At 66.0% G+C, this 18,163-nt stretch carries 27 protein-coding genes and 1 pseudogene; 23 read left to right on the top strand and 5 right to left on the bottom strand.

Annotated features, from left to right (window positions below; all coding sequences use genetic code 11):
• Nucleotide 1: 1 nt before the first annotated feature.
• The 23 genes from rpl4p to secY are packed head-to-tail and all read left to right on the top strand — an operon-like array spanning nt 2 to nt 12,413.
• On the top strand, nt 2-754 hold the full coding sequence (gene rpl4p / locus LPA46_RS15370; RefSeq protein WP_230889544.1) for a 50S ribosomal protein L4: 753 nt from the start codon (nt 2-4) through the stop codon (nt 752-754).
• Complete coding sequence (locus tag LPA46_RS15365) at nt 751-1,005, top strand: 50S ribosomal protein L23 (RefSeq protein WP_230889545.1); 255 nt, start codon at nt 751-753, stop codon at nt 1,003-1,005. The genes rpl4p and LPA46_RS15365 overlap by 4 nt, the downstream gene beginning before the upstream one ends.
• Nucleotides 1,006-1,007: 2 nt before the next feature.
• Nucleotides 1,008-1,730, top strand: coding sequence for a 50S ribosomal protein L2 (locus LPA46_RS15360; protein ID WP_230889546.1), 723 nt, complete (start codon nt 1,008-1,010; stop codon nt 1,728-1,730).
• Nucleotides 1,731-1,732: 2 nt separating this feature from the next.
• A complete protein-coding gene (locus tag LPA46_RS15355) occupies nt 1,733-2,155 on the top strand; it encodes a 30S ribosomal protein S19 (RefSeq protein WP_230889547.1) in 423 nt (140 codons plus the stop codon).
• Nucleotides 2,156-2,158: 3 nt separating this feature from the next.
• A complete protein-coding gene (locus tag LPA46_RS15350; protein ID WP_230889548.1) occupies nt 2,159-2,635 on the top strand; it encodes a 50S ribosomal protein L22 in 477 nt (158 codons plus the stop codon).
• On the top strand, nt 2,635-3,648 hold the full coding sequence (locus tag LPA46_RS15345) for a 30S ribosomal protein S3 (protein WP_230889549.1): 1,014 nt from the start codon (nt 2,635-2,637) through the stop codon (nt 3,646-3,648). Before LPA46_RS15350 ends, LPA46_RS15345 begins: the two co-directional genes overlap by 1 nt.
• Entirely contained in the window at nt 3,648-3,878 is a 231-nt protein-coding gene (gene rpmC / locus LPA46_RS15340) for a 50S ribosomal protein L29 (RefSeq protein WP_230889550.1), read from the top strand. Before LPA46_RS15345 ends, rpmC begins: the two co-directional genes overlap by 1 nt.
• A 1-nt stretch (nt 3,879) precedes the next feature.
• Nucleotides 3,880-4,245, top strand: a complete 366-nt coding sequence (locus LPA46_RS15335; RefSeq protein ID WP_230893243.1) for a ribonuclease P protein component 1 — start codon at nt 3,880-3,882, stop codon at nt 4,243-4,245.
• The gene (locus LPA46_RS15330) at nt 4,236-4,565 is read left to right on the top strand and encodes a 30S ribosomal protein S17 (protein WP_230889552.1); all 330 of its coding nucleotides are present in this window, start codon (nt 4,236-4,238) and stop codon (nt 4,563-4,565) included. Before LPA46_RS15335 ends, LPA46_RS15330 begins: the two co-directional genes overlap by 10 nt.
• On the top strand, nt 4,565-4,963 hold the full coding sequence (locus LPA46_RS15325; RefSeq protein WP_230889553.1) for a 50S ribosomal protein L14: 399 nt from the start codon (nt 4,565-4,567) through the stop codon (nt 4,961-4,963). The genes LPA46_RS15330 and LPA46_RS15325 overlap by 1 nt, the downstream gene beginning before the upstream one ends.
• Nucleotides 4,964-4,965: 2 nt before the next feature.
• Nucleotides 4,966-5,322: a 50S ribosomal protein L24 gene (rplX, locus tag LPA46_RS15320; RefSeq protein WP_230893242.1), complete on the top strand. Its 357-nt coding sequence runs from the start codon at nt 4,966-4,968 to the stop codon at nt 5,320-5,322.
• Complete coding sequence (locus tag LPA46_RS15315) at nt 5,319-6,038, top strand: 30S ribosomal protein S4e (protein ID WP_230893241.1); 720 nt, start codon at nt 5,319-5,321, stop codon at nt 6,036-6,038. Before rplX ends, LPA46_RS15315 begins: the two co-directional genes overlap by 4 nt.
• Nucleotides 6,035-6,559: a 50S ribosomal protein L5 gene (locus tag LPA46_RS15310; RefSeq protein WP_230893240.1), complete on the top strand. Its 525-nt coding sequence runs from the start codon at nt 6,035-6,037 to the stop codon at nt 6,557-6,559. Before LPA46_RS15315 ends, LPA46_RS15310 begins: the two co-directional genes overlap by 4 nt.
• Nucleotides 6,556-6,711, top strand: a complete 156-nt coding sequence (locus LPA46_RS15305) for a 30S ribosomal protein S14 (protein ID WP_230889557.1) — start codon at nt 6,556-6,558, stop codon at nt 6,709-6,711. The genes LPA46_RS15310 and LPA46_RS15305 overlap by 4 nt, the downstream gene beginning before the upstream one ends.
• A 2-nt stretch (nt 6,712-6,713) precedes the next feature.
• Complete coding sequence (locus LPA46_RS15300; protein WP_230889558.1) at nt 6,714-7,106, top strand: 30S ribosomal protein S8; 393 nt, start codon at nt 6,714-6,716, stop codon at nt 7,104-7,106.
• Nucleotides 7,107-7,108: 2 nt separating this feature from the next.
• Nucleotides 7,109-7,645, top strand: a complete 537-nt coding sequence (locus LPA46_RS15295) for a 50S ribosomal protein L6 (protein WP_230893239.1) — start codon at nt 7,109-7,111, stop codon at nt 7,643-7,645.
• A 3-nt stretch (nt 7,646-7,648) separates the two neighbouring features.
• Nucleotides 7,649-8,368 carry a 50S ribosomal protein L32e gene (locus LPA46_RS15290; protein ID WP_230893238.1) on the top strand — a complete coding sequence of 240 codons (720 nt, stop codon included), beginning with the start codon at nt 7,649-7,651 and terminating at the stop codon, nt 8,366-8,368.
• Nucleotides 8,365-8,814 (top strand): 50S ribosomal protein L19e, encoded by a 450-nt coding sequence (locus LPA46_RS15285; RefSeq protein ID WP_230893237.1) that lies wholly within the window; start codon nt 8,365-8,367, stop codon nt 8,812-8,814. The genes LPA46_RS15290 and LPA46_RS15285 overlap by 4 nt, the downstream gene beginning before the upstream one ends.
• Nucleotides 8,814-9,371 (top strand): 50S ribosomal protein L18, encoded by a 558-nt coding sequence (locus LPA46_RS15280; protein WP_230893236.1) that lies wholly within the window; start codon nt 8,814-8,816, stop codon nt 9,369-9,371. Before LPA46_RS15285 ends, LPA46_RS15280 begins: the two co-directional genes overlap by 1 nt.
• On the top strand, nt 9,368-10,006 hold the full coding sequence (locus LPA46_RS15275; RefSeq protein ID WP_230889563.1) for a 30S ribosomal protein S5: 639 nt from the start codon (nt 9,368-9,370) through the stop codon (nt 10,004-10,006). The genes LPA46_RS15280 and LPA46_RS15275 overlap by 4 nt, the downstream gene beginning before the upstream one ends.
• Nucleotides 10,006-10,470 carry a 50S ribosomal protein L30 gene (gene rpmD, locus LPA46_RS15270; protein WP_230893235.1) on the top strand — a complete coding sequence of 155 codons (465 nt, stop codon included), beginning with the start codon at nt 10,006-10,008 and terminating at the stop codon, nt 10,468-10,470. The genes LPA46_RS15275 and rpmD overlap by 1 nt, the downstream gene beginning before the upstream one ends.
• Nucleotides 10,471-10,472: 2 nt before the next feature.
• Nucleotides 10,473-10,934 carry an uL15m family ribosomal protein gene (locus LPA46_RS15265; protein WP_230889565.1) on the top strand — a complete coding sequence of 154 codons (462 nt, stop codon included), beginning with the start codon at nt 10,473-10,475 and terminating at the stop codon, nt 10,932-10,934.
• A 3-nt stretch (nt 10,935-10,937) separates the two neighbouring features.
• Nucleotides 10,938-12,413: a preprotein translocase subunit SecY gene (gene secY, locus LPA46_RS15260; protein WP_230893234.1), complete on the top strand. Its 1,476-nt coding sequence runs from the start codon at nt 10,938-10,940 to the stop codon at nt 12,411-12,413.
• A gap of 117 nt (nt 12,414-12,530) precedes the next feature.
• Here the strand turns inward: secY and phoU are convergent, their stop codons facing one another.
• From phoU to LPA46_RS15235, 5 genes and pseudogenes are all read right to left on the bottom strand, one after another.
• Nucleotides 12,531-13,205 (bottom strand): phosphate signaling complex protein PhoU, encoded by a 675-nt coding sequence (phoU, locus tag LPA46_RS15255; RefSeq protein ID WP_230893233.1) that lies wholly within the window; start codon nt 13,203-13,205, stop codon nt 12,531-12,533.
• Between the two features lie 5 nt (nt 13,206-13,210).
• Nucleotides 13,211-14,062, bottom strand: a pseudogene (gene pstB, locus LPA46_RS15250) (phosphate ABC transporter ATP-binding protein PstB); the annotation flags it as partial.
• A gap of 46 nt (nt 14,063-14,108) precedes the next feature.
• Nucleotides 14,109-15,713, bottom strand: coding sequence for a phosphate ABC transporter permease PstA (gene pstA, locus LPA46_RS15245; protein ID WP_230893231.1), 1,605 nt, complete (start codon nt 15,711-15,713; stop codon nt 14,109-14,111).
• The gene (pstC, locus tag LPA46_RS15240) at nt 15,713-16,846 is read right to left on the bottom strand and encodes a phosphate ABC transporter permease subunit PstC (protein ID WP_230893230.1); all 1,134 of its coding nucleotides are present in this window, start codon (nt 16,844-16,846) and stop codon (nt 15,713-15,715) included. Before pstC ends, pstA begins: the two co-directional genes overlap by 1 nt.
• Nucleotides 16,847-16,894: 48 nt before the next feature.
• Nucleotides 16,895-18,046 carry a PstS family phosphate ABC transporter substrate-binding protein gene (locus LPA46_RS15235; RefSeq protein ID WP_230893287.1) on the bottom strand — a complete coding sequence of 384 codons (1,152 nt, stop codon included), beginning with the start codon at nt 18,044-18,046 and terminating at the stop codon, nt 16,895-16,897.
• Nucleotides 18,047-18,163 lie beyond the last annotated feature (117 nt).

The raw sequence follows: 18,163 nt of genomic DNA, 5'->3' as shown, positions 1-18,163 counted from the left end.
TATGCAGGCAACTGTACGCGACCTGAACGGCGACGACGCCGGGACGCTCGACCTGCCGGACGTGTTCTCGGAACCCGTCCGACCAGACCTCGTCAAGCGTGCCGTCCTCGCCGCTCAGGCCAACCGAACCCAGAAGCACGGCTCCGACGAGTACGCGGGCCTGCGCACTTCCGCCGAGTCCCACGGTAGCGGACGCGGCATGGCTCACGTCCCGAAGACGGAAGGCCGTGGCGCGCGCGTCCCGCAGACCGTCGGCGGTCGCAAAGCGCACCCGCCGAAAGCCGAGAAAGACCCGGGTCTCGACGTCAACGACAAGGAGCGGAAAGCGGCCGTCCGGAGCGCCATCGCGGCGACCACGGACGCCGACGTCGTCGCCGAGCGCGGTCACGCGTTCGACGACGACACCGAGCTCCCGCTGGTCGTCAGCGACGACTTCGAGGACCTCGTGAAGACCCAGGACGTCGTGGAGTTCCTGGAATCGGTCGGCGTCCACTCGGACGTCGAGCGCGCCGACGACGGACGCAACGTCCGCGCCGGCCAGGGGACGCTCCGCGGCCGGAAGTACCAGGAGCCCTCGTCGCTGCTGGTCGTGACCTCCAGCGAGACCGGGCCGTCGAAGGCGGCACGGAACCTCGCGGGCGTCGACGTCGCGACGGGCCGCGAAGTCAACGCAGAGGACCTCGCGCCGGGCGCCGAGCCCGGCCGACTGACCGTCTGGACGGAGAGCGCCGTCGAGGAGGTGGCCGACCGATGAGCGGCATCATCGACTACCCCATCGTGACGGAGAAGGCGATGGACGAGATGGACTTCCAGAACAAGCTCCAGTTCGTCGTCGACATCGACGCCGCCAAACCCGAGATTCGCGACGCCGTCGAAGAGCAGTACGACGTGACGGTCACGAACGTGAACACGCAGATCACGCCGGAAGCGAACAAGAAGGCGACCGTCACGCTGTCCGACGAGGACGACGCACAGGACGTCGCCTCCCGCATCGGGGTGTTCTGAACATGGGACGAAGAATTCAAGGCCAACGGCGCGGCCGCGGTACGTCGACGTTCCGCGCGCCGTCCCACCGGTACAAAGCAGAGCTCTCGCACCGCAAGACCGAGGAGACTGACGTGCTGGCCGGCGAGGTCGTCGACATCGAACACGACCCCGCCCGCAGTGCGCCGGTCGCGAACGTCCAATTCGAGGACGGCGACCAGCGCCTCGTGCTCGCCAGCGAGGGCGTCGCCGTCGGCGACACCCTCGAAGTCGGCATCTCGGCGTCCATCGAGGAGGGCAACACGCTGCCGCTCGGGGAGATTCCCGAGGGCGTGCCCATCTGTAACGTCGAGAGTCAGCCGGGCGACGGCGGCAAGTTCGCTCGCGCGAGCGGGGTCAACGCCGACCTCGTCACGCACGAGCGCGACGCCGCGGTCGTGCAGCTGCCCAGCGGCGAAGTCAAGCGACTCTCGCCGGACTGCCGCGCCACCATCGGCGTCGTCGCCGGTGGCGGTCGCACGGACAAGCCGTTCGTGAAGGCAGGCAACAAACACCACAAGATGAAGACCCGCGGCGGCAAGTGGCCCATCGTCCGTGGTGTTGCGATGAACGCCGTCGACCACCCGTTCGGTGGCGGTGGCCGCCAGCACCCCGGCCGACCGAAGAGCGTTTCGCGTAACGCGCCGCCGGGCCGGAAAGTCGGCGACATCGCCTCCAAGCGGACTGGCCGCGGAGGCAACAAGTAACCATGAGTACGGAATACCGAACCGGCCGCGAGGGTGAGTTCACCTACCGCGGCTACGACCTCGACGAACTCCAGGAGATGAGCCTGGACGAAGTCGCGGAACTGCTCCCCGCACGCCAGCGGCGAACCATCACCCGTGGGCTGTCCGACGACCACCAGAAGGTGCTCGAGGAAGCCCGCGAATCGACGCCCGAGGAGACGGCAAACGACCCCATCCGGACGCACCTGCGCGACATGCCGGTGCTGCCGGATTTCGTCGGGCTGACGTTCGCGGTGTACACCGGACAGGAGTTCGAACGCGTCGAGATTCAGCCCGAGATGATCGGGCACTACCTCGGCGAGTTCCAGCTCACACGAAACTCGGTCGAACACGGGCAGGCGGGCATCGGCGCGACCCGCTCCTCGAAGTTCGTGCCGCTCAAGTAAACTATGGGAATCAGCTACAGCGTGGACACCGACCCGGACGCCACCGCGAAAGCGATGCTCCGGGAGCGGCCCATCAGCCTGAAGCACAGCAAAGCCATCGCCCGCGAAGTCAAGGGCAAGACGGTCGCCGAGGCACGCGAGTACCTCGACGCCGTCATCAACGAGGAGCAGTCCGTGCCGTTCAAGCAGCACAACAGCGGCGTCGGTCACCGGAACGACATCGAAGGCTGGGACGCGGGACGGTACCCGGAGAAGGCCTCGAAGGACTTCCTGAAGCTCCTCGAGAACGTGGCAAACAACGCCGACCAGCAGGGCTTCGACGCGGACCAGATGGTCATCGAACACGTCGCCCCGCACAAGGTCGACGAGAGCCGCGGCCGCAAACCCCGTGCGATGGGGAAGGCGGACCCGTGGAACACGACCCTCTGTGACGTCGAACTCGTGGTCGTCGAACCCGACGCCGAGGAGGTGAGCGCGTAATGGCCGACGAGATGGAGTTCATCGAGCAGGGCCTCCAGCGCTCCCAAATCGACGAGTTCTTCGCCGAAGAGCTGGCGCGTGCCGGCTACGGCGGCATGGAACTCGCCCCGACCCCGATGGGCATGCAGATCGTCCTCAAGGCCGAGAAGCCCGGGATGGTCATCGGCAAGGGCGGGAAGAACATCCGGAAGATCACCACCCAGCTCGAGGAGCGATTCGACCTGGAGGACCCGCAGATCGACGTTCAGGAGGTCGACGAACCCGACCTGAACGCACAGATTGTCGCGGACCGCCTCGCGAACGCGCTCGAGCGTGGCTGGTACTTCCGCAAGGCCGGACACACGACCATCGACCGCATCATGGAAGCCGGCGCACTCGGCGCCGAAATCGTCCTGAGCGGGAAGGTCACCGGCAACCGTGGCCGCGTCGAGAAGTTCAACCGCGGCTACATCAAGCACAACGGCGAGCCCGCCGAGGAAATCGTCGACCACGGCAAAGGCGTCGCCGTGATGAAGCTCGGCACCATCGGCGTGAGTGTCAAGATCATTCCGCCGGAAGCGAAGCTCCCCGACGACTTCGAGATCCACGAGGACGCCGACATCGAGGACCTCATCGTCGAGGAAGAGGAAGCCAGCGAGGAGCTCGAAGAGCTGCTCGAAGGCGAAGGCGAGGAAATCGAGGCCGGTGGCCCCGAGGGCGAAGCGCCCGGCGAGGAAGCCACCACGGAAGCCGCCGACGACCTCGCGCAGGAAGAAATCGTCGAGGAAGAGCCCGAGGGCGGTGCGCGCCCCGAGCGCCACGACGAGGAAGGCAAGTCGTCGACCTCGCCGCCGGACTCCACGGACGCGGACGTCGAGGAGGACCTCGACGAACTCGCCGCCGACGTGGAAGCCGAGGCCGAGGACGTCGACACCGAGGACTTCGACGAGCTGGAGTCCGACGCGGAGGAGACCGCCGAAGAACTCCTCGAAGAGATGGAGACCGAAGAAGAGTCCGAGGAGGGTGAGGAATAATGGCGATTCTCCACACCGAAGAGATTCGGGACATGACCCCCGCGGAACGCGAAGCAGAGCTCGAAGACATCGAGACGGAGCTGCTGAACGCCAAGGCCGTCAAGGCCGCTGGCGGCGCCCCGGACAACCCGGGCCGCATCGGCGAACTCCGTCGTACCGTCGCGCGAATCAAGACGATTCAGCGCGAGGAAGGCGACCTCGAAGCAGCAGCGGAAACGGAGAGCGAATAAGATGCAAGTGACGCCCGAGACACTGCCACGACACGAACTCGTCGGCCTGCACGCGCGGGTCGTCGAGTCGACGGACCCGTCGCGGGTCGGCATCGAGGGCGAGGTCGTCCGCGAGACGATGCGGACACTCGTCCTCGATACGGACTCGGGCGTCAAACAGGTCCCCAAGCGGGGGACGAAATTCGAGTTCCGACTCACAGATGAAGCTGCGGTCTCCGCGAAGGAGACCGGGACCGCGTCTCAACCTGCAGGTGGCGAGAGCCAAACCACTGGCGAGGGCGTGGCCTACGTTACGGTGGATGGGGTCGAGTTGCTCTCGCGACCCGCTACACGCTCCGAAACCGGAGTTGATTCGAAATGGCGATAGGACTGAACGTAACAGAACCGGAAGGCACGTGCTCCCACGAGGACTGCCCGTTCCACGGAAATCTTTCCGTGCGCGGTCAGGTCATCGAGGGTGAAGTGGCTTCCACCGACATGGACAAGACCATCGTCGTCGAGCGCGAATACGACGTATTCGTGCCGAAGTACGACCGCTACATGAAGCGGCGGTCGCGCGTCCCGGCACACCAGCCGGACTGCCTCGACGTTGAGGTTGGCGACACGGTCAGTATCGCAGAAACCCGACCGCTCTCGAAGACCAAATCCCACGTGGTCGTCGAAGTCACCGACGGAGGTGACGCCTGATGGAAGCCATCAAGGCAGACGTCACGCAGGGTCTGGAGAAGGGCTCGCTCATCAACTGCGCCGACAACACTGGCGCACGCGAGCTCAAAATCACGAGCGTGAAGGGTTATCAAGGAACCAAGAACCGCCACCCGAAGGCCGGGCTCGGCGACACCATCACCGTTTCGGTGACCAAGGGGACGCCGGAGATGCGTCGCCAGGTCCTCGAAGCGGTCATCGTGCGCCAGCGCAAGCCCATCCGACGGCCGGACGGCACTCGCGTGAAGTTCGAGGACAACGCCGCGGTCATCATCGACGACCTCGGTGAGCCTCGCGGGACCGAAATCAAGGGTCCGATTTCGCGCGAAGTGGCGGAACGGTACGGTACCATCGCGAGTACCGCCACGATGATTGTATAGACATGAGCGAACAACCACACAAACAGCGAAACCGCACGGAGCGCGCGCCGCTTCACGAGCGACAGAAGCAGGTCCACGCGACGCTGTCCGACGACCTCCGCGAGGAGTACGACCAGCGACGCGTTCGCGTCAACGTCGGCGACACCGTCGAAGTGATGCGCGGCGACGACGCCGGCGAGACCGGCGAGGTCGTCGACGTCGACCTGCGCGACGAGACCGTCAGGGTTGAGGACGTCACCGTGGAGAAGGCCGACGGCGAGGAGCTGCCCAAGCCCCTCGACGCCAGCAACCTCCGCGTCACCGAGCTCGACCTCGAAGACGACGTGCGCGCCGCGCGGCTCGAAGGTGACAACGAATGACGAACCACCAGAAGCGACTCTCGGTACCGAAATCCTGGCCGGTCGAGCGGAAGACGGAGACGTTCACCGCGAAGGCCGGGGCCGGTCCGCACGGCGAGTCGGGCGTACCGCTCGTCGTCGTGCTCCGGGACGTCCTGGGCTACGTCGACGACACCAGCGAAGCGCAGTACGCCATCAACACTGACGGCGTGCTCGTCAACGGTGGCTCGGTCGGCGACGTCAACCGCCCCATCGGGATGTTCGACATCCTGGCGTTCCCCGAGCGCGACGAACACTACCGGGTCTTCCCCGACGAAGGGGGCCGACTCGGTCTCACGCCGATCGACGCGGACGCGGCGGACAGCAAGCTCAGCAAGGTCGAGGACAAGACCACCGTCTCCGGCGGGCGAACCCAGCTGAACCTCCACGACGGCACGAACCTCATCGTCGAGGAGGACGTCTACAGCGGGGACGACTCCATCGTCGTTGACAACGAGTCCAACGACGTGGTCGCCCACTTCGAGTACGGCGAGGGCGCGCTGGTCACCGCAGTCGCGGGCCAGCACGCCGGCGACATCGGCCGCATCGACGAGATTTCGGTGCAGCCGGGCAGCGCCGACAACACCGTCTACGTGGAGACCGCCGACGGTAGCTTCGAGACGGTCGAACAGTACGTCGTCGTCATCGACGAGCAGTTCGTCGAGGACGACGCCGACCTTCCGGGTGATGGTGAATGAGCGAGACTGAAGCCGACTTCCACGAGATGCGCGAGCCGCGCATCGAGAAGGTCGTCGCCCACATGGGCGTCGGCCAGGGTGGTGTCGACCTCCAGAACGCCGAAGGCATCCTCGAGGAGATTACGGGCCAGCAGACGGTCCGGACCACCGCCAAGCGCACCGAGCCCGAGTTCGGTATCCGTCAGGGCGACCCGATTGGCGCGAAGGTCACGCTCCGCGGCGAGGACGCGTACGACTTCCTCGACCGCGCGCTCCCGAACGTCGACCTGGCCGAGCGCCAGTTCGACGACACGGGGAACGTGAGCTTCGGCATCGAAGAGCACACCGACTTCCCGAGTCAGGAGTACGACCCCGACATCGGTATCTACGGCCTCGACGTGACCGTGAACCTCGTGCGCCCGGGTTACCGGGTCGCGAAGCGCGACCAGGTCAGCCGACAGATTCCGTCGAACCACCGACTCAACCCCGAGGACGCAGTCGCGTTCCTCGAATCGAATTTCGACGTGGAGGTCAACGAATGAGCGAGAGCGAACAAGCAGAAGAGACGGGCCAGACACACGAGTGTCGGCGCTGTGGCCGCGAACAGGGCCTCGTCGGCAAGTACGACATCTGGCTCTGTCGACAGTGCTTCCGGGAGATTGCCCGTTCGATGGGCTTCAAGAAGTACAGCTAACAATGACGGCAAACGATCCCCTGTCCGACGCAGTCTCCGGCATCGACAACGCCGAGAGCGTCGGGCACCTCACGCACACAGTAGAGCCCGCCTCCAACATGGTCGGCTCCGTCCTCGAGGTCTTCTACGACCGCGGGTACATCGACGGCTTCGAGTTCGTCGACGACGGGAAGGCCGGCAGGTTCGAGGTCGAACTGAAAGGTGCCATCAACGAGTGTGGCCCCGTGAACCCACGGTACTCCGTGGCAGCCGACGGTTACGAGAAGTGGGAGAAGCGCTATCTCCCCGCTCGTGACTACGGCGCGCTCGTCGTCACGACGAGCCACGGCATCATGAGTCACTACGAGGCCCGCGAGAAGGGCATCGGTGGCCAAGTGATCGCGTACGTATACTAATCATGGCACGAGTCGAAATCGAAATTCCGGACGACGTGACGGCGGAGGTCGACCACCTCGACCTCACCGTCGAAGGCCCCGAAGGGTCCGTGTCGCGCCGCCTCTGGTATCCGGACGTCAGCGTCTCCGTCGAGGACGACGCCGTCGTCGTGACCAGCGACGTCGACGACGCGAAGACGCTCTCGACGGTCGGTACCTTCGAGAGCCACGTGGAGAACATGTTCCACGGCGTCACCGAGGGCTGGGAGTACCAGCTCGAAGTGCACTACTCTCACTTCCCGATGCAGGTGGAAGTCGAGGGCGGCGAAGTCGTCATCCAGAACTTCCTCGGCGAGAAGGCACCGCGACGGACGCCCGTTCGCGGTGACACCGAGGTCTCTGTCGATGGCGAGGAAGTGACGCTCAACGGCCCGAGTATCGAGGACGTCGGCCAGACGGCGGCCGACATCGAACAGCTCACGCGCGTCACCGACAAGGACACGCGCGTGTTCCAGGACGGCGTGTACATCGTCGAGAAACCCACGAAGGGAGGTGCCTGATAGATGGCAGAAGAGAACAACGACACGCCACAGACGCTGGAAGACATCTCGGGCGTCGGCCCCTCGAAGGCGGAAGCGCTCCGCGAGGCCGGCTACGACACCGTCGAGGACATGCGGGCAGCGAGCCAGAGCGAACTCGCGGACGTCTCCGGCATCGGCAACGCGCTCGCCGCGCGTATCAAAGCCGACGTCGGCGGTCTCGAAGTCGAAGAGGAGACCGAAGCCGAAGTCGAGGAAGCCGCACCCGAGGAGGAAGAAGAAGCAGCCGAAGAGGAAGTGGAGACGGAGCTCCGTCCCCGCGGCCTCACCGAGAAGACGCCGGAGCTCAGCGACGACGAGCAGCGCTTGTTGAACAAGCGCCGTCGCGAGGGCAAGCCGCAGTTCAACCGGCAGGACTACCACAAGAAGAAGCGGACGCCGAAGTCGTGGCGTCGCCCGAAGGGCACGCTGTCCAAGCAGCGCCGCGGCATCAAGGGGAAAGGCGACACCGTCGAAGCTGGCTTCCGGACGCCGGAAGCGATTCGCGGCAAGCACCCCAGTGGTTTCGAGGAAGTCCGCGTGCACAACACGGACGACCTCGACGGCATCGACCCGGACACGGAAGCAGCCCGCATCGCCTCGAAGGTTGGCGCACGCAAGCGCGAACGCATCGAGGAGCAGGCCGAAGAAGCGGGCATCCGCGTCCTGAATCCGACCTACGTCGAAGTGGAGGTTGACCAATGAGCGACCTGAGCGCACAGAAGCGACTCGCGGCCGACGTCCTCGACGTCGGGAAGAACCGCGTCTGGTTCGACCCCGAGGCGCAGGCCGAAATCGCGGACGCGATTACCCGAGAGGACATCCGCGAGCTCGTCGACGAAGGGACGATTGCGGCAGAGGAAAAGCACGGAAATTCGCGCGGTCGCGCACGCGAGCGTGACGAGAAGAAGGCCTACGGACACCAGAAGGGTCCCGGTTCCCGCAAAGGGAAGTCGGGCGCTCGTGAGAACGAGAAGGAGTCCTACATGGGCCGGATTCGCGCGCAGCGGCGGACGCTCCGGGAACTCCGCGACGAAGGGACGATTACCCAGAGTCAGTACCGGAAGCTGTACAACATGGCCAACGGTGGCGAGTTCGACAGCGTCCGACGCCTCGAGAAATACGTCGAAGAACACTACGGTGATAGCTAATGGCGACAGGACCACGATATAAGGTACCGATGCGGCGCCGCCGCGAGGTCCGGACCGACTACCATCAGAGGTTGCGCCTCCTGAAGTCAGGGAAACCTCGGCTCGTTGCTCGGAAGAGCAACAAGCACGTCACGGCGCAGCTGGTCGCGACCGGCCCCGACGGCGACGAAACGATCGCGAGTGCACACTCCAGCGACCTCGAAGAGTACGGCTGGGAGGCTCCCACGGGGAACCTGCCTGCAGCGTACCTGACGGGGCTGCTCGCCGGAGTGCGCGCACAGGACACGGACGCGGACGAGGGCGTGCTCGACATCGGCCTCAACACCGCGACCCCGGGTTCGAAGGTGTTCGCAATTCAGGAGGGCGCAATCGACGCCGGCCTGGACGTTCCGCACAACGACACAGTCTTCGCGGACTGGTCGCGGACGCGCGGCGAACATATCGCGGAGTACGCTGAGTCTCTCGACGAGCCGCTGTACAGCGGCGAGTTCGACGCAACGGAGCTTCCCGAGCACTTCGACGAAGTGCGGGAGGCCATCTTGGAGGACAACGAATGAGCTACAACGACACCTGGGAACCGAAGACACGCCTGGGTCGCCTCGTCAAGGACGGCGACATCGATTCGATGTCCGACGCCCTCGACAGCGGACTCCCGCTCAAGGAGCCGGAGATCGTCGACAACCTGCTGCCGGGACTCGACGACGAAGTGCTGGACATCAACATGGTCCAGCGCATGACCGACTCCGGTCGACGCGTGAAGTTCCGCTGCGTTGTCGTCGTCGGCAACCGCGACGGCTACGTCGGCTACGCGGAAGGCCGCGACGACCAGGTCGGCGGCGCCATCCAGAAGGCGATCGAGGTCGCGAAACTGAACATCATCGACGTCTCCCGCGGCTGTGGGTCCTGGGAGTGTGGCTGTGGGCGCCCCCACACCGTCGCACTCAAGACGACCGGGCAGGCCGGGAGCGTCGAAGTCGAACTGATTCCCGCGCCGCGTGGCCTCGGCCTCGCGGGCGGCGAAACTGTGCGCCACGTCCTCGACCTCGCAGGTATCGAGGACGTGTGGACGCGCTCCTCGGGGAAAACCCGGACGACCGTGAATTTCGCGAAAGCGACGTTCAACGCGCTCCGGAAGACCGCGGAAGCCCGCGTCCCCCAGCATGCTCACGAGCAGCGTGAGGTGATCGAGTGATGCAGGCAGTCGTCCAACTGCGCGGCGAGGTCAACATCAGCGAAGACGTCGTCGACACGTTCGAGATGCTGAACATCCACAGCGTCAACCACTGCGCGCTCGTCCCCGAGACGGACGCGTACGAGGGGATGGTCGCGAAGGTCAACGACTTCGTCGCGTTCGGCGAACCGAGCGAGGACGTGCTCGTCGACCTCATCGAAGCCCGCGGCGAGCCCGAGACGGGCTCCGCGGACATCGACGACGAGTGGGTCGCCGAGAACACCGAGTACGACGACGTCGCCGACCTCGCGGGCGCGCTCCTCGACGAGGAGACGACGCTCCGCGACGCCGGTCTGGCACCCGCGCTCCGTCTGCACCCGCCGCGTGGCGGCCACGACGGCATCAAGAAGCCGGTCAGTGACGGCGGCCAGCTCGGCAAACACACCACCGAGGAGATCGACGACCTCCTCACCGACATGCACTAACTATGACGAGCAAGAAACGACGACAGCGCGGCTCCCGCACGCACGGCGGCGGCACACACAAGAACCGGCGCGGTGCCGGTAACCGCGGTGGCCGCGGTCGGGCAGGTCGCAAGAAGCACGAGCAACACAACTACGAGGACGTCGGCAAGTCCGGCTTCAAGCGCCCGGAGAAGACCGACCGTGACGTCCGCGAGGTCTCCGTCCAGAAGCTGGACGAGGACATCGCGCTGCTCGCCGCAGACGAGGTCGCCGAGGAGACGGAGTTCGGCTACCGCGTCGACGCCCGCGACGTCGCCGAGGACGGCTGGGAAGCCGACGTCGTGAAAGTGCTCGGTGGCGGACAGGTCCACGAACAGCTCGAAGTGACGGCGGACGCGTTCTCCGCGGGCGCCGTCGAACTCATCGAGAGCGAGGGCGGCGACGCCGTCGTCTCCGAGCGCGGTACCGAGGACAGCGAGGAGTAACCCATGGGATGGAAGGAGACTGCCGCACCGGTCCTCACGCGGATGCCCGCAGTCCAGCGTCCGGAAGGACACGTGCCGTTCCGCCGCAAGATGTACTGGACGGCCGGCGTGCTCGTCCTGTACTTCTTCCTGACGAACGTCACGCTCTGGGGGCTCGACACCGGCGCGAGTCAGGACCTCTTCGCACAGTTCCGAAGCCTGCTCGCCGGTGGCCAGGGTACAGTGCTCCAACTCGGCATCGGCCCCATCGTCACGGGGAGCATCGTGCTCCAGCTGCTCGGCGGGGCGAACCTGCTGGGACTGGACACGAACGACCCCCGCGACCAGGCACTCTACCAGGGCCTGCAGAAGCTGCTGGTCATCGTAATGGTGTTCCTGACGGGCATCCCGATGGTGTTCTTCGGGAACTTCCTGCAGCCTAGCGCAGCGGTCGCGCAGAGCCTCGGCATCGGCTCGCTGGGCGTGCAGGTGCTGTTGTTCGCCCAGATTGCCGCCGGTGGCATTCTCCTGTTGTTCATGGACGAGGTCATCTCGAAATGGGGCGTCGGCTCCGGTATCGGCCTGTTCATCGTGGCAGGCGTGAGCCAGAGCCTCGTCGGCGGGTTCATCTTCTGGGAGGGGCAGTTCCCGAACCAGGGGCTGCTCCCGAATTGGGTCGACCTGGCACTGGGCAACGTCTCGAACATCCCACCGATGCTCTCGGTCGACGGGCTGTCGTTCCTGCTCATCCAGGGCGGCATCCTCGGGTTGTTCACGACGCTGCTCATCTACGTCACCGTCGTGTACGCCGAGAGCGTTCGCGTCGAGATTCCGTTGAGCCACGCACGCGTGAAGGGCGCGCGCGGTCGGTTCCCCGTGAAGCTCATCTACGCGAGCGTCCTGCCGATGATCCTCGTTCGTGCGCTGCAGGCGAACATCCAATTCATCGGGCAGATTCTGAACTCGACGACGAACCTCCCGTCCTGGCTGGGTGTCTACTCGGACGGCACCGCCATCGGCGGGCTGTTCTACTACCTCTCGCCGGTGTACAACCGGGAGAGCTGGATGTGGTGGCTGGGCGGCACGCCCGCGACCATCGAGCCCTGGCAGATCATGGTTCGCATCGGGGTCGACCTGACGTTCATGATCGTCGGCGGCGCCATCTTCGCCATCTTCTGGGTGGAGACGACGGACATGGGCCCGGAGGCCACCGCGAAACAGATTCAGAACTCGGGGATGCAGATTCCCGGGTTCCGGAAGAACCTCGGGGTCATCGAGAAGGTCCTCGAACGGTACATCCCGCAGGTGACCGTGCTCGGCGGCGCGCTCGTCGGGCTGCTCGCCGTCATGGCGAACATGCTCGGCACCATCGGGAACGTCACCGGGACGGGCCTGCTGCTGACGATATCCATCACGTACAAGCTCTACGAGGAGATTGCCGAAGAGCAGATGATGGAGATGCACCCGATGATGCGGGACATGTTCGGCGGCGGCGACTGACCTCGCGCCGAACGCTCGGTGGACGGCCCACCGGCACTCGCATCGACCACCACGCAACGACCACACTTTCTTCGCGTGCTACGCTAGACAGCGACGAATCGAGAAGAGCCTGCGGCGTCAGTAGACGAGCTCCGGGTCGCTCTCGACGGCGTACAGCGTGCGCGCCGCGACGTTGACGGCGTGGTCGGCGACGCGTTCGACGTCCCGAATCGTCAACAGCAGCCGGGAGACGTCGTCCATCAGCGCTTCGGTCTGCCAGGGGTCGTCGCCGGCTTCGCGTTCGATGAGGTCGCGGACGACGCGCTCGCTGGCGGCCTGACAGAGCGCGTCGATGTCGTCGTCGCGCTCGGAGATATCGTAGCAGGCGTCGGTGTCGCTCTGGGCGTACGCGTCGAGAGCGTCCGCGACGAGGTCGCGAGCGTCCCGGCCGACGTCGACGACGTCGACGTCCACGCGGCGGGCGTCGTCGGTGGCGAGCGCGTACCGGCCGAAGTTCGTCGCGAGGTCGCCGACGCGCTCGAGGTCGGTGAGGATTTTGAACGACGCGGCGACGAACCGGAGGTCGCCGGCGACGGGCTGCTGGAGCGCGAACAGGTCGATGCACTCACTCTCCAGAGCGAGGTAGCGCTCGTTGACTTCGTCGTCGCCGTGGATGACGGCCCGCGCGAGGCCGTCGTCGCCGGCTTCCAGGGCGTCAAGGCCGTCGTCGAGGCGACCCAACACAAGGTCGCCCATCTCGGAGACGCTAGCACGGAGGTCGTCGAGGGACCGCTGGAACTCCTCGCGTGGCAACGTAATCACCCGAATTTACCGGTGATGTAGTCCTCGACGCGCTGGCTCTCGGGGTTCTCGAATATCTGGTCGGTGTCGCCGTACTCCACGAGCTCGCCGCCCGTGAGGAAGACCGCTGTCTGGTCGCTGATGCGGGCGGCCTGCTGCATGTTGTGCGTGACGACGACGACGGTGTAATCCTCGGCGAGCTCCTCGATGAGGTCCTCGATTTTCGCGGTCGCAATCGGGTCGAGCGCCGACGCGGGTTCGTCCATCAGGATGACGTCCGGGTCGACGGCGAGACAGCGCGCGATGCAGAGGCGCTGTTGCTGGCCGCCCGAGAGGCCGAGTGCGTTGTCGTCGAGGCGGTCTTTCACCTCGTCCCAGAGCGCCGCGCGCTCGAGCGCGCGCTCGACGAGTGCGTGTTCGTCCTCGCGGTCGTCGCGGCCGAGCAAGCGCGCGAGCAAGCCGGTGTCGAGGTCGCCGTGCTTGCGGGGGCCGTAGGAGATGTTGTCCCGGATGGACTTCGGGAACGGGTTGGGCTCCTGGAACACCATGCCGATGCGCTTGCGGAGTTCCACGAGGTTGACGCCGTCGGTGTAAATCTCCTCGTCGTCGAGTTTCACGGAGCCCTCGATGCGGGCGCTCTTCACGCGGTCGTTCATGCGGTTCAGACACCGCAGGAACGTCGACTTCCCGCAGCCGGAGGGGCCGATGAGCGCGGTGACGCTCTCCTCGGGGACGTTCAGGGAGACGCTCTGGAGGGCCTGTTCCTCGCCGTAGAACACGTCGAGGTCCTCGACAGCGAGTTTGGCGTCGCCGTCGAAGCCGTAGTCGGTCCACTCCTCGCGGACGTGCTCGTCGCTCTCGCCGGTGGTAGTCAGTTGCTGTGCGGGCTCGCTGGGTTCGTGGACTGCTTCGGTGTTACTCATGGTGTAGCTTCCTCCGGAAGTAGAGGCGGCTGCCGACGCCGATTGCGTAGAGGCCGAGGACGACGAGCAGGAGGACGAGCGCGGTCCCCCAGCCGAACTCGGTGTTGGTGAATATCTCCTTGGGGAACACGCCCGCAGTTATCGTCGAGTACAGCTGGTAGGGGAGCGCGCTCGCCGGCGACAGCAGCGCTTCGTTGGTGACGAACGGCGGCTGGGTGCTGACCTCGAAGCTCCCGAGGACGTTCGGGTAGCTGCTGGGGTACGGCGACCCGCCGAACACCAACAGCAGCGGCGCGGTTTCGCCGGCGATGCGGCCGACGCCGAGGATGACGCCCGTGATGGTGCCGGGCATCGCGGCAGGGAGCACGACGCTGCGGATGGTCTCCCACTTCGTCACGCCGAGCGCGGCGCTGGCGTCGCGGTGTGCGTCGGGCACCGCGAGGATGGCTTCCCGGCTCGTGATGAGCACGAGCGGCAACAGCATGAATCCGAGCACGAGCTGGCCGACGAAGATGGAGTTCCCGCCGCTGATGCGCGGGACGAGGAACGCCAGTCCGAACAGCCCGAAGACGATGCTCGGGGTGCTCCAGAGGCCGTTGGTCGCCACTTCGACGACCTGCGTGAATCGGCCGCGTTCGGCGTACTCGGTGAGGAAGACGGCGGCCCCGATGCCGAGCGGGACGGCGAACAGGACCGCGCCGAACACGAGCCACAGCGTCCCGATGACGGCGGGGAGGACGCCGGGCACCTCGACGAAGAGGCCGCCGGTCTGGTTCAGCAGGAACGGGAACTCCGCCCACGGCACGCTGCCGACGAACGGGAGCGTGAGGTGGCCGCCCGTCAGGCTCGTTCCCGTGAGCATGGTTTCGAGGCCGTTCTTGACGATGAACGCGACGAGGAGCGCGAGCACGCCGAGCATGGCGAAGACGACCGAGCCGACGAGGTAGTACGCGCCAGCCTGACGGCCCTCTGCGCCGAAGCCGTCCCTGGCTTTCGCGGCACTCCACGCGCTCAGCAGCGCGCCGAAGACGACGAGCAGCGGCACGAGTTCGCTCCCGGGGAACACCGCCGACGACCACGACGGCGACCACGTCCAGCCGGCGTTGACGCCGCCGACGGCGACGTAGCCGCCGAGCAGCACGAGAATCGCGGCGACGGGGAGCGTCGACCCGACGTCCTCGCGCGGGAGCACCGACACGAGGAGGCCGACGATACCGAACACGGCGGCGACGGGGAGCCACATCGCGAGCGCGTTCCCGAGTAGTCGCGTGGCGACGAGGCCGCCGAGGACCGCCCAGAGCAGGCCGAAGACGAAGCCGACCGGGAGACCGGCGCTCGACGACGGCGTGCTCTCGAAGTATTCGAGGCGGGAGCCGACGCCGACGACAGTGAGACCGACGCCAGCCGCGACGAGGGCGACACCGAGGAGCTTCAGGACGTGGACGCCGGCGATTGGGGCCGTTTCGTCGACCCACTGGAAGACGACCAGCCACGACGCGAGAAACGCCAGCGCGGACACGGCGAGCACGCCGCGGGAGACGAGCGTACTCGTCCCCGAGTCGCCGGCGACGAGGCGGTTGCGGCGGACGTTGCTCATCAGCGCTCACCCCCGAGCTTCTGGTGCATCCGCCACTCGACGTACTGGGAGCCGACGCTGAGCAGCATCACCATCACGAACAGCACGACGCCGCCCGCGAACAGCGCGCTCATGTGGAGGCCGCTGGCGTTCCCACCCTCGAAGGCGATGACGGTCGTGAGCGTCTCGCCGTAGTTCGAGAACACGTCGAACACCGGCGACGGGAACCCCTTCGTGTGCGTGAGCATCACGGTCGCTGCCATCGTCTCACCCATCGCGCGGCCGACGCCGAGCAGGACGCCCGCCGAGACGCCGGACAGCCCCGCGGGGATGGTGACGCTCTTGGTGGTCTGCCACGGCGTCGACCCCATCGCGAGCGCGCCGCTCTTGATGGATTCGGGGACGGCGTTCAGGGCGTCCTCGGCGACGGTGACGACGGTCGGGAGCGCCATGATGCCAATCATCAGGCCGGCCGCGAAGTACGTCCCAATCGTCGGCGTCCGGAACTCCGCGTAGAAGTACTGGTTGAGGATGGTGAGCCCGATGAACCCGTACGTAATCGAGGGGATGCCGGCCATCAGTTCGATGCCGGGTTTGACCACTTCGCGGACGCGCCGGGGCGCGATTTCGCTGACGAACACCGCGCCCGCGATGCCGACCGGGGCGGCGACGAGCGTCGCGATGACCGTCGTCACGGCGGTGCCGACCATCATCGGCGTCAGCGAGTAGACGCCGTTCTGGTTGGACGTCCACAGCGGCTGTTCGATGCGCGTGAGGACGTCGAGGCCCATGTGCGCGACGATGGGTTCGGACCGAATCAGGAGGAACGCGACGATGAGCGAGAGTATCGACACCGTCACGACGGTCGTCAGGAACGTCAACGCCTTCGCGGCCTCGGCCTGGTAGCGGTACCAGCCGACGCCCATCACGACGAGGAAGGCGAGAACCGGGACGACGGTCCACGCCGAGCCGGCGAGGAACAACAGGAACGTCGCGAGCAGAGACGCGAAGACGAGCACGTGCATCACGATAGCGCCGTCCTGCGTTCGGGACCGGTAGTTGTGTGCCCACTGTCTGGTCGCTTCGACGCGCCGGGTCACGAACGCGCGGAGCCGTGTCGGCAACTCCCGCGTCCGGCCGAGTAACTGGGTCATGTGTAATAAATCGTGTGTCGAGAAGACCGCGCACGCGGCGGTCGGCGCTTACTCGTACTTCGACGGCGCGACCTTCTCGCGCTGGGTCTGGAGCCGGTCGTCGGGCAGCGCGAAGTAGTTGTTCGACTTGACGAACGTCTCCTGGCCGAAGTCGCTCAGGACGAAGTTGATGAACGCGGCTTCCTTCCGGGACGTGTCTTCCCAGGTGTAGGCGTGGAGGTCGCGGGAGAGCGGGTACTCTGCCGCGCCGAGGTTGTCGCCGTAGGAGTACGTTGTGCCGTCGATGACGAGGTCGAGCGGCGGCGTGCCGCCGTCGGGCTCGACGAACGCCAGCGCGATGTAGGAGATGGCGTTGTCGGCCTGCGTAATCGCCTGCTGGAGCTGCTGGTTCTGGCCGAAGCGCTGGTCGGGGCTGATGGAGGCGTTCGGGTCACCGAAGACGTTCGCGCGGAACGCGGTGTCCGTCCCGGAGCCCTCGGCGCGGCCGAGCGCGAGGATGTCGCGGTCCGGGCCGCCGAGCTCCGACCAGTTCGTAATCTCCTGGCGGTAGATGGAGCGGAGTTCCTCGATGGTGATGCTCTCAACGCCAGCGTCCGCGATTTCGTTGCTGACGACGATGGGCTGGCCGTCGACGCCGACCACGTGGTCGACGAAGTTGTTCAGGGTCTCCTCGGAGGGGTCGCTGCCGGCGAGTTCCGCTTGTGCGGAGGCGCTGGAGTCGCCGATGTCGACGCGGCCCTCCATGACGCCCTCGATGCCCGTTCCGGAGTGGCTGAGCGCGATGCTCACGCGGAACGGCGGGTTCGAGCGCTCGCCGGTCGGCTCGTAACCGTACTGGCTGGCGAAGTAGTCCGCGAGCCGCATCTCGGTGCCGTACTGGTCGGCCCAGTCGGTCGGCCAGTAGTCGCCGTCGCCGGCTTCGGGGTTGGAGTTCCAGTAGCTCGCGGCGGTGTTCGTAATCGGGAACACCGTCGAGGAGCCGTCGCCGGTGAGCACGCTGGTGTCCATCTCGTTGGACTGTTGGCCGGCGGTCGTCTCCTGGTCGCTGCTCGGGTCCGCAGTGGTCGGCTCGCTGGTGTCGCCGTCGCTGTCGCCCCCACTCGAACAGCCTGCGACCGTTGCGACGCCTGCTGCGCCGGCAGTCGCGATGAATTTCCGCCGCGATACGAGGTCGGACAGACGCGTCGAATCCTGCGCCATCACGTGGACGGAAGACATTCCACTATATGAACTATAATATGAGTGATATATACGACTGTGAGGTCGGCGTAGCCGTCTGTTTGTGAAGGTCTCCCAACGAGCGCTATATAGCCGTCC

It is taken from the genome of Halobacterium sp. KA-6 (genome assembly GCF_021029015.1).
Classification (GTDB): domain Archaea; phylum Halobacteriota; class Halobacteria; order Halobacteriales; family Halobacteriaceae; genus Halobacterium.
The sequence above is the reverse complement of the archived record's forward strand: the minus strand, read 5'-3'. Positions and strand labels throughout refer to the sequence as shown.

Excerpts from the sequence above, each read along its gene's own strand:
- rpl4p (WP_230889544.1), top strand. The coding sequence starts at position 2 with ATGCAGGCAACTGTACGCGACCTGAACGGCGACGACGCCGGGACGCTC.
- LPA46_RS15365 (WP_230889545.1), top strand. The coding sequence starts at position 751 with ATGAGCGGCATCATCGACTACCCCATCGTGACGGAGAAGGCGATGGAC.
- LPA46_RS15360 (WP_230889546.1), top strand. The coding sequence starts at position 1,008 with ATGGGACGAAGAATTCAAGGCCAACGGCGCGGCCGCGGTACGTCGACG.
- LPA46_RS15355 (WP_230889547.1), top strand. The coding sequence starts at position 1,733 with ATGAGTACGGAATACCGAACCGGCCGCGAGGGTGAGTTCACCTACCGC.
- LPA46_RS15350 (WP_230889548.1), top strand. The coding sequence starts at position 2,159 with ATGGGAATCAGCTACAGCGTGGACACCGACCCGGACGCCACCGCGAAA.
- LPA46_RS15345 (WP_230889549.1), top strand. The coding sequence starts at position 2,635 with ATGGCCGACGAGATGGAGTTCATCGAGCAGGGCCTCCAGCGCTCCCAA.
- rpmC (WP_230889550.1), top strand. The coding sequence starts at position 3,648 with ATGGCGATTCTCCACACCGAAGAGATTCGGGACATGACCCCCGCGGAA.
- LPA46_RS15335 (WP_230893243.1), top strand. The coding sequence starts at position 3,880 with ATGCAAGTGACGCCCGAGACACTGCCACGACACGAACTCGTCGGCCTG.
- LPA46_RS15330 (WP_230889552.1), top strand. The coding sequence starts at position 4,236 with ATGGCGATAGGACTGAACGTAACAGAACCGGAAGGCACGTGCTCCCAC.
- LPA46_RS15325 (WP_230889553.1), top strand. The coding sequence starts at position 4,565 with ATGGAAGCCATCAAGGCAGACGTCACGCAGGGTCTGGAGAAGGGCTCG.
- rplX (WP_230893242.1), top strand. The coding sequence starts at position 4,966 with ATGAGCGAACAACCACACAAACAGCGAAACCGCACGGAGCGCGCGCCG.
- LPA46_RS15315 (WP_230893241.1), top strand. The coding sequence starts at position 5,319 with ATGACGAACCACCAGAAGCGACTCTCGGTACCGAAATCCTGGCCGGTC.
- LPA46_RS15310 (WP_230893240.1), top strand. The coding sequence starts at position 6,035 with ATGAGCGAGACTGAAGCCGACTTCCACGAGATGCGCGAGCCGCGCATC.
- LPA46_RS15305 (WP_230889557.1), top strand. The coding sequence starts at position 6,556 with ATGAGCGAGAGCGAACAAGCAGAAGAGACGGGCCAGACACACGAGTGT.
- LPA46_RS15300 (WP_230889558.1), top strand. The coding sequence starts at position 6,714 with ATGACGGCAAACGATCCCCTGTCCGACGCAGTCTCCGGCATCGACAAC.
- LPA46_RS15295 (WP_230893239.1), top strand. The coding sequence starts at position 7,109 with ATGGCACGAGTCGAAATCGAAATTCCGGACGACGTGACGGCGGAGGTC.
- LPA46_RS15290 (WP_230893238.1), top strand. The coding sequence starts at position 7,649 with ATGGCAGAAGAGAACAACGACACGCCACAGACGCTGGAAGACATCTCG.
- LPA46_RS15285 (WP_230893237.1), top strand. The coding sequence starts at position 8,365 with ATGAGCGACCTGAGCGCACAGAAGCGACTCGCGGCCGACGTCCTCGAC.
- LPA46_RS15280 (WP_230893236.1), top strand. The coding sequence starts at position 8,814 with ATGGCGACAGGACCACGATATAAGGTACCGATGCGGCGCCGCCGCGAG.
- LPA46_RS15275 (WP_230889563.1), top strand. The coding sequence starts at position 9,368 with ATGAGCTACAACGACACCTGGGAACCGAAGACACGCCTGGGTCGCCTC.
- rpmD (WP_230893235.1), top strand. The coding sequence starts at position 10,006 with ATGCAGGCAGTCGTCCAACTGCGCGGCGAGGTCAACATCAGCGAAGAC.
- LPA46_RS15265 (WP_230889565.1), top strand. The coding sequence starts at position 10,473 with ATGACGAGCAAGAAACGACGACAGCGCGGCTCCCGCACGCACGGCGGC.
- secY (WP_230893234.1), top strand. The coding sequence starts at position 10,938 with ATGGGATGGAAGGAGACTGCCGCACCGGTCCTCACGCGGATGCCCGCA.
- pstA (WP_230893231.1), bottom strand. The coding sequence starts at position 15,713 with ATGAGCAACGTCCGCCGCAACCGCCTCGTCGCCGGCGACTCGGGGACG.
- pstC (WP_230893230.1), bottom strand. The coding sequence starts at position 16,846 with ATGACCCAGTTACTCGGCCGGACGCGGGAGTTGCCGACACGGCTCCGC.
- LPA46_RS15235 (WP_230893287.1), bottom strand. The coding sequence starts at position 18,046 with ATGGCGCAGGATTCGACGCGTCTGTCCGACCTCGTATCGCGGCGGAAA.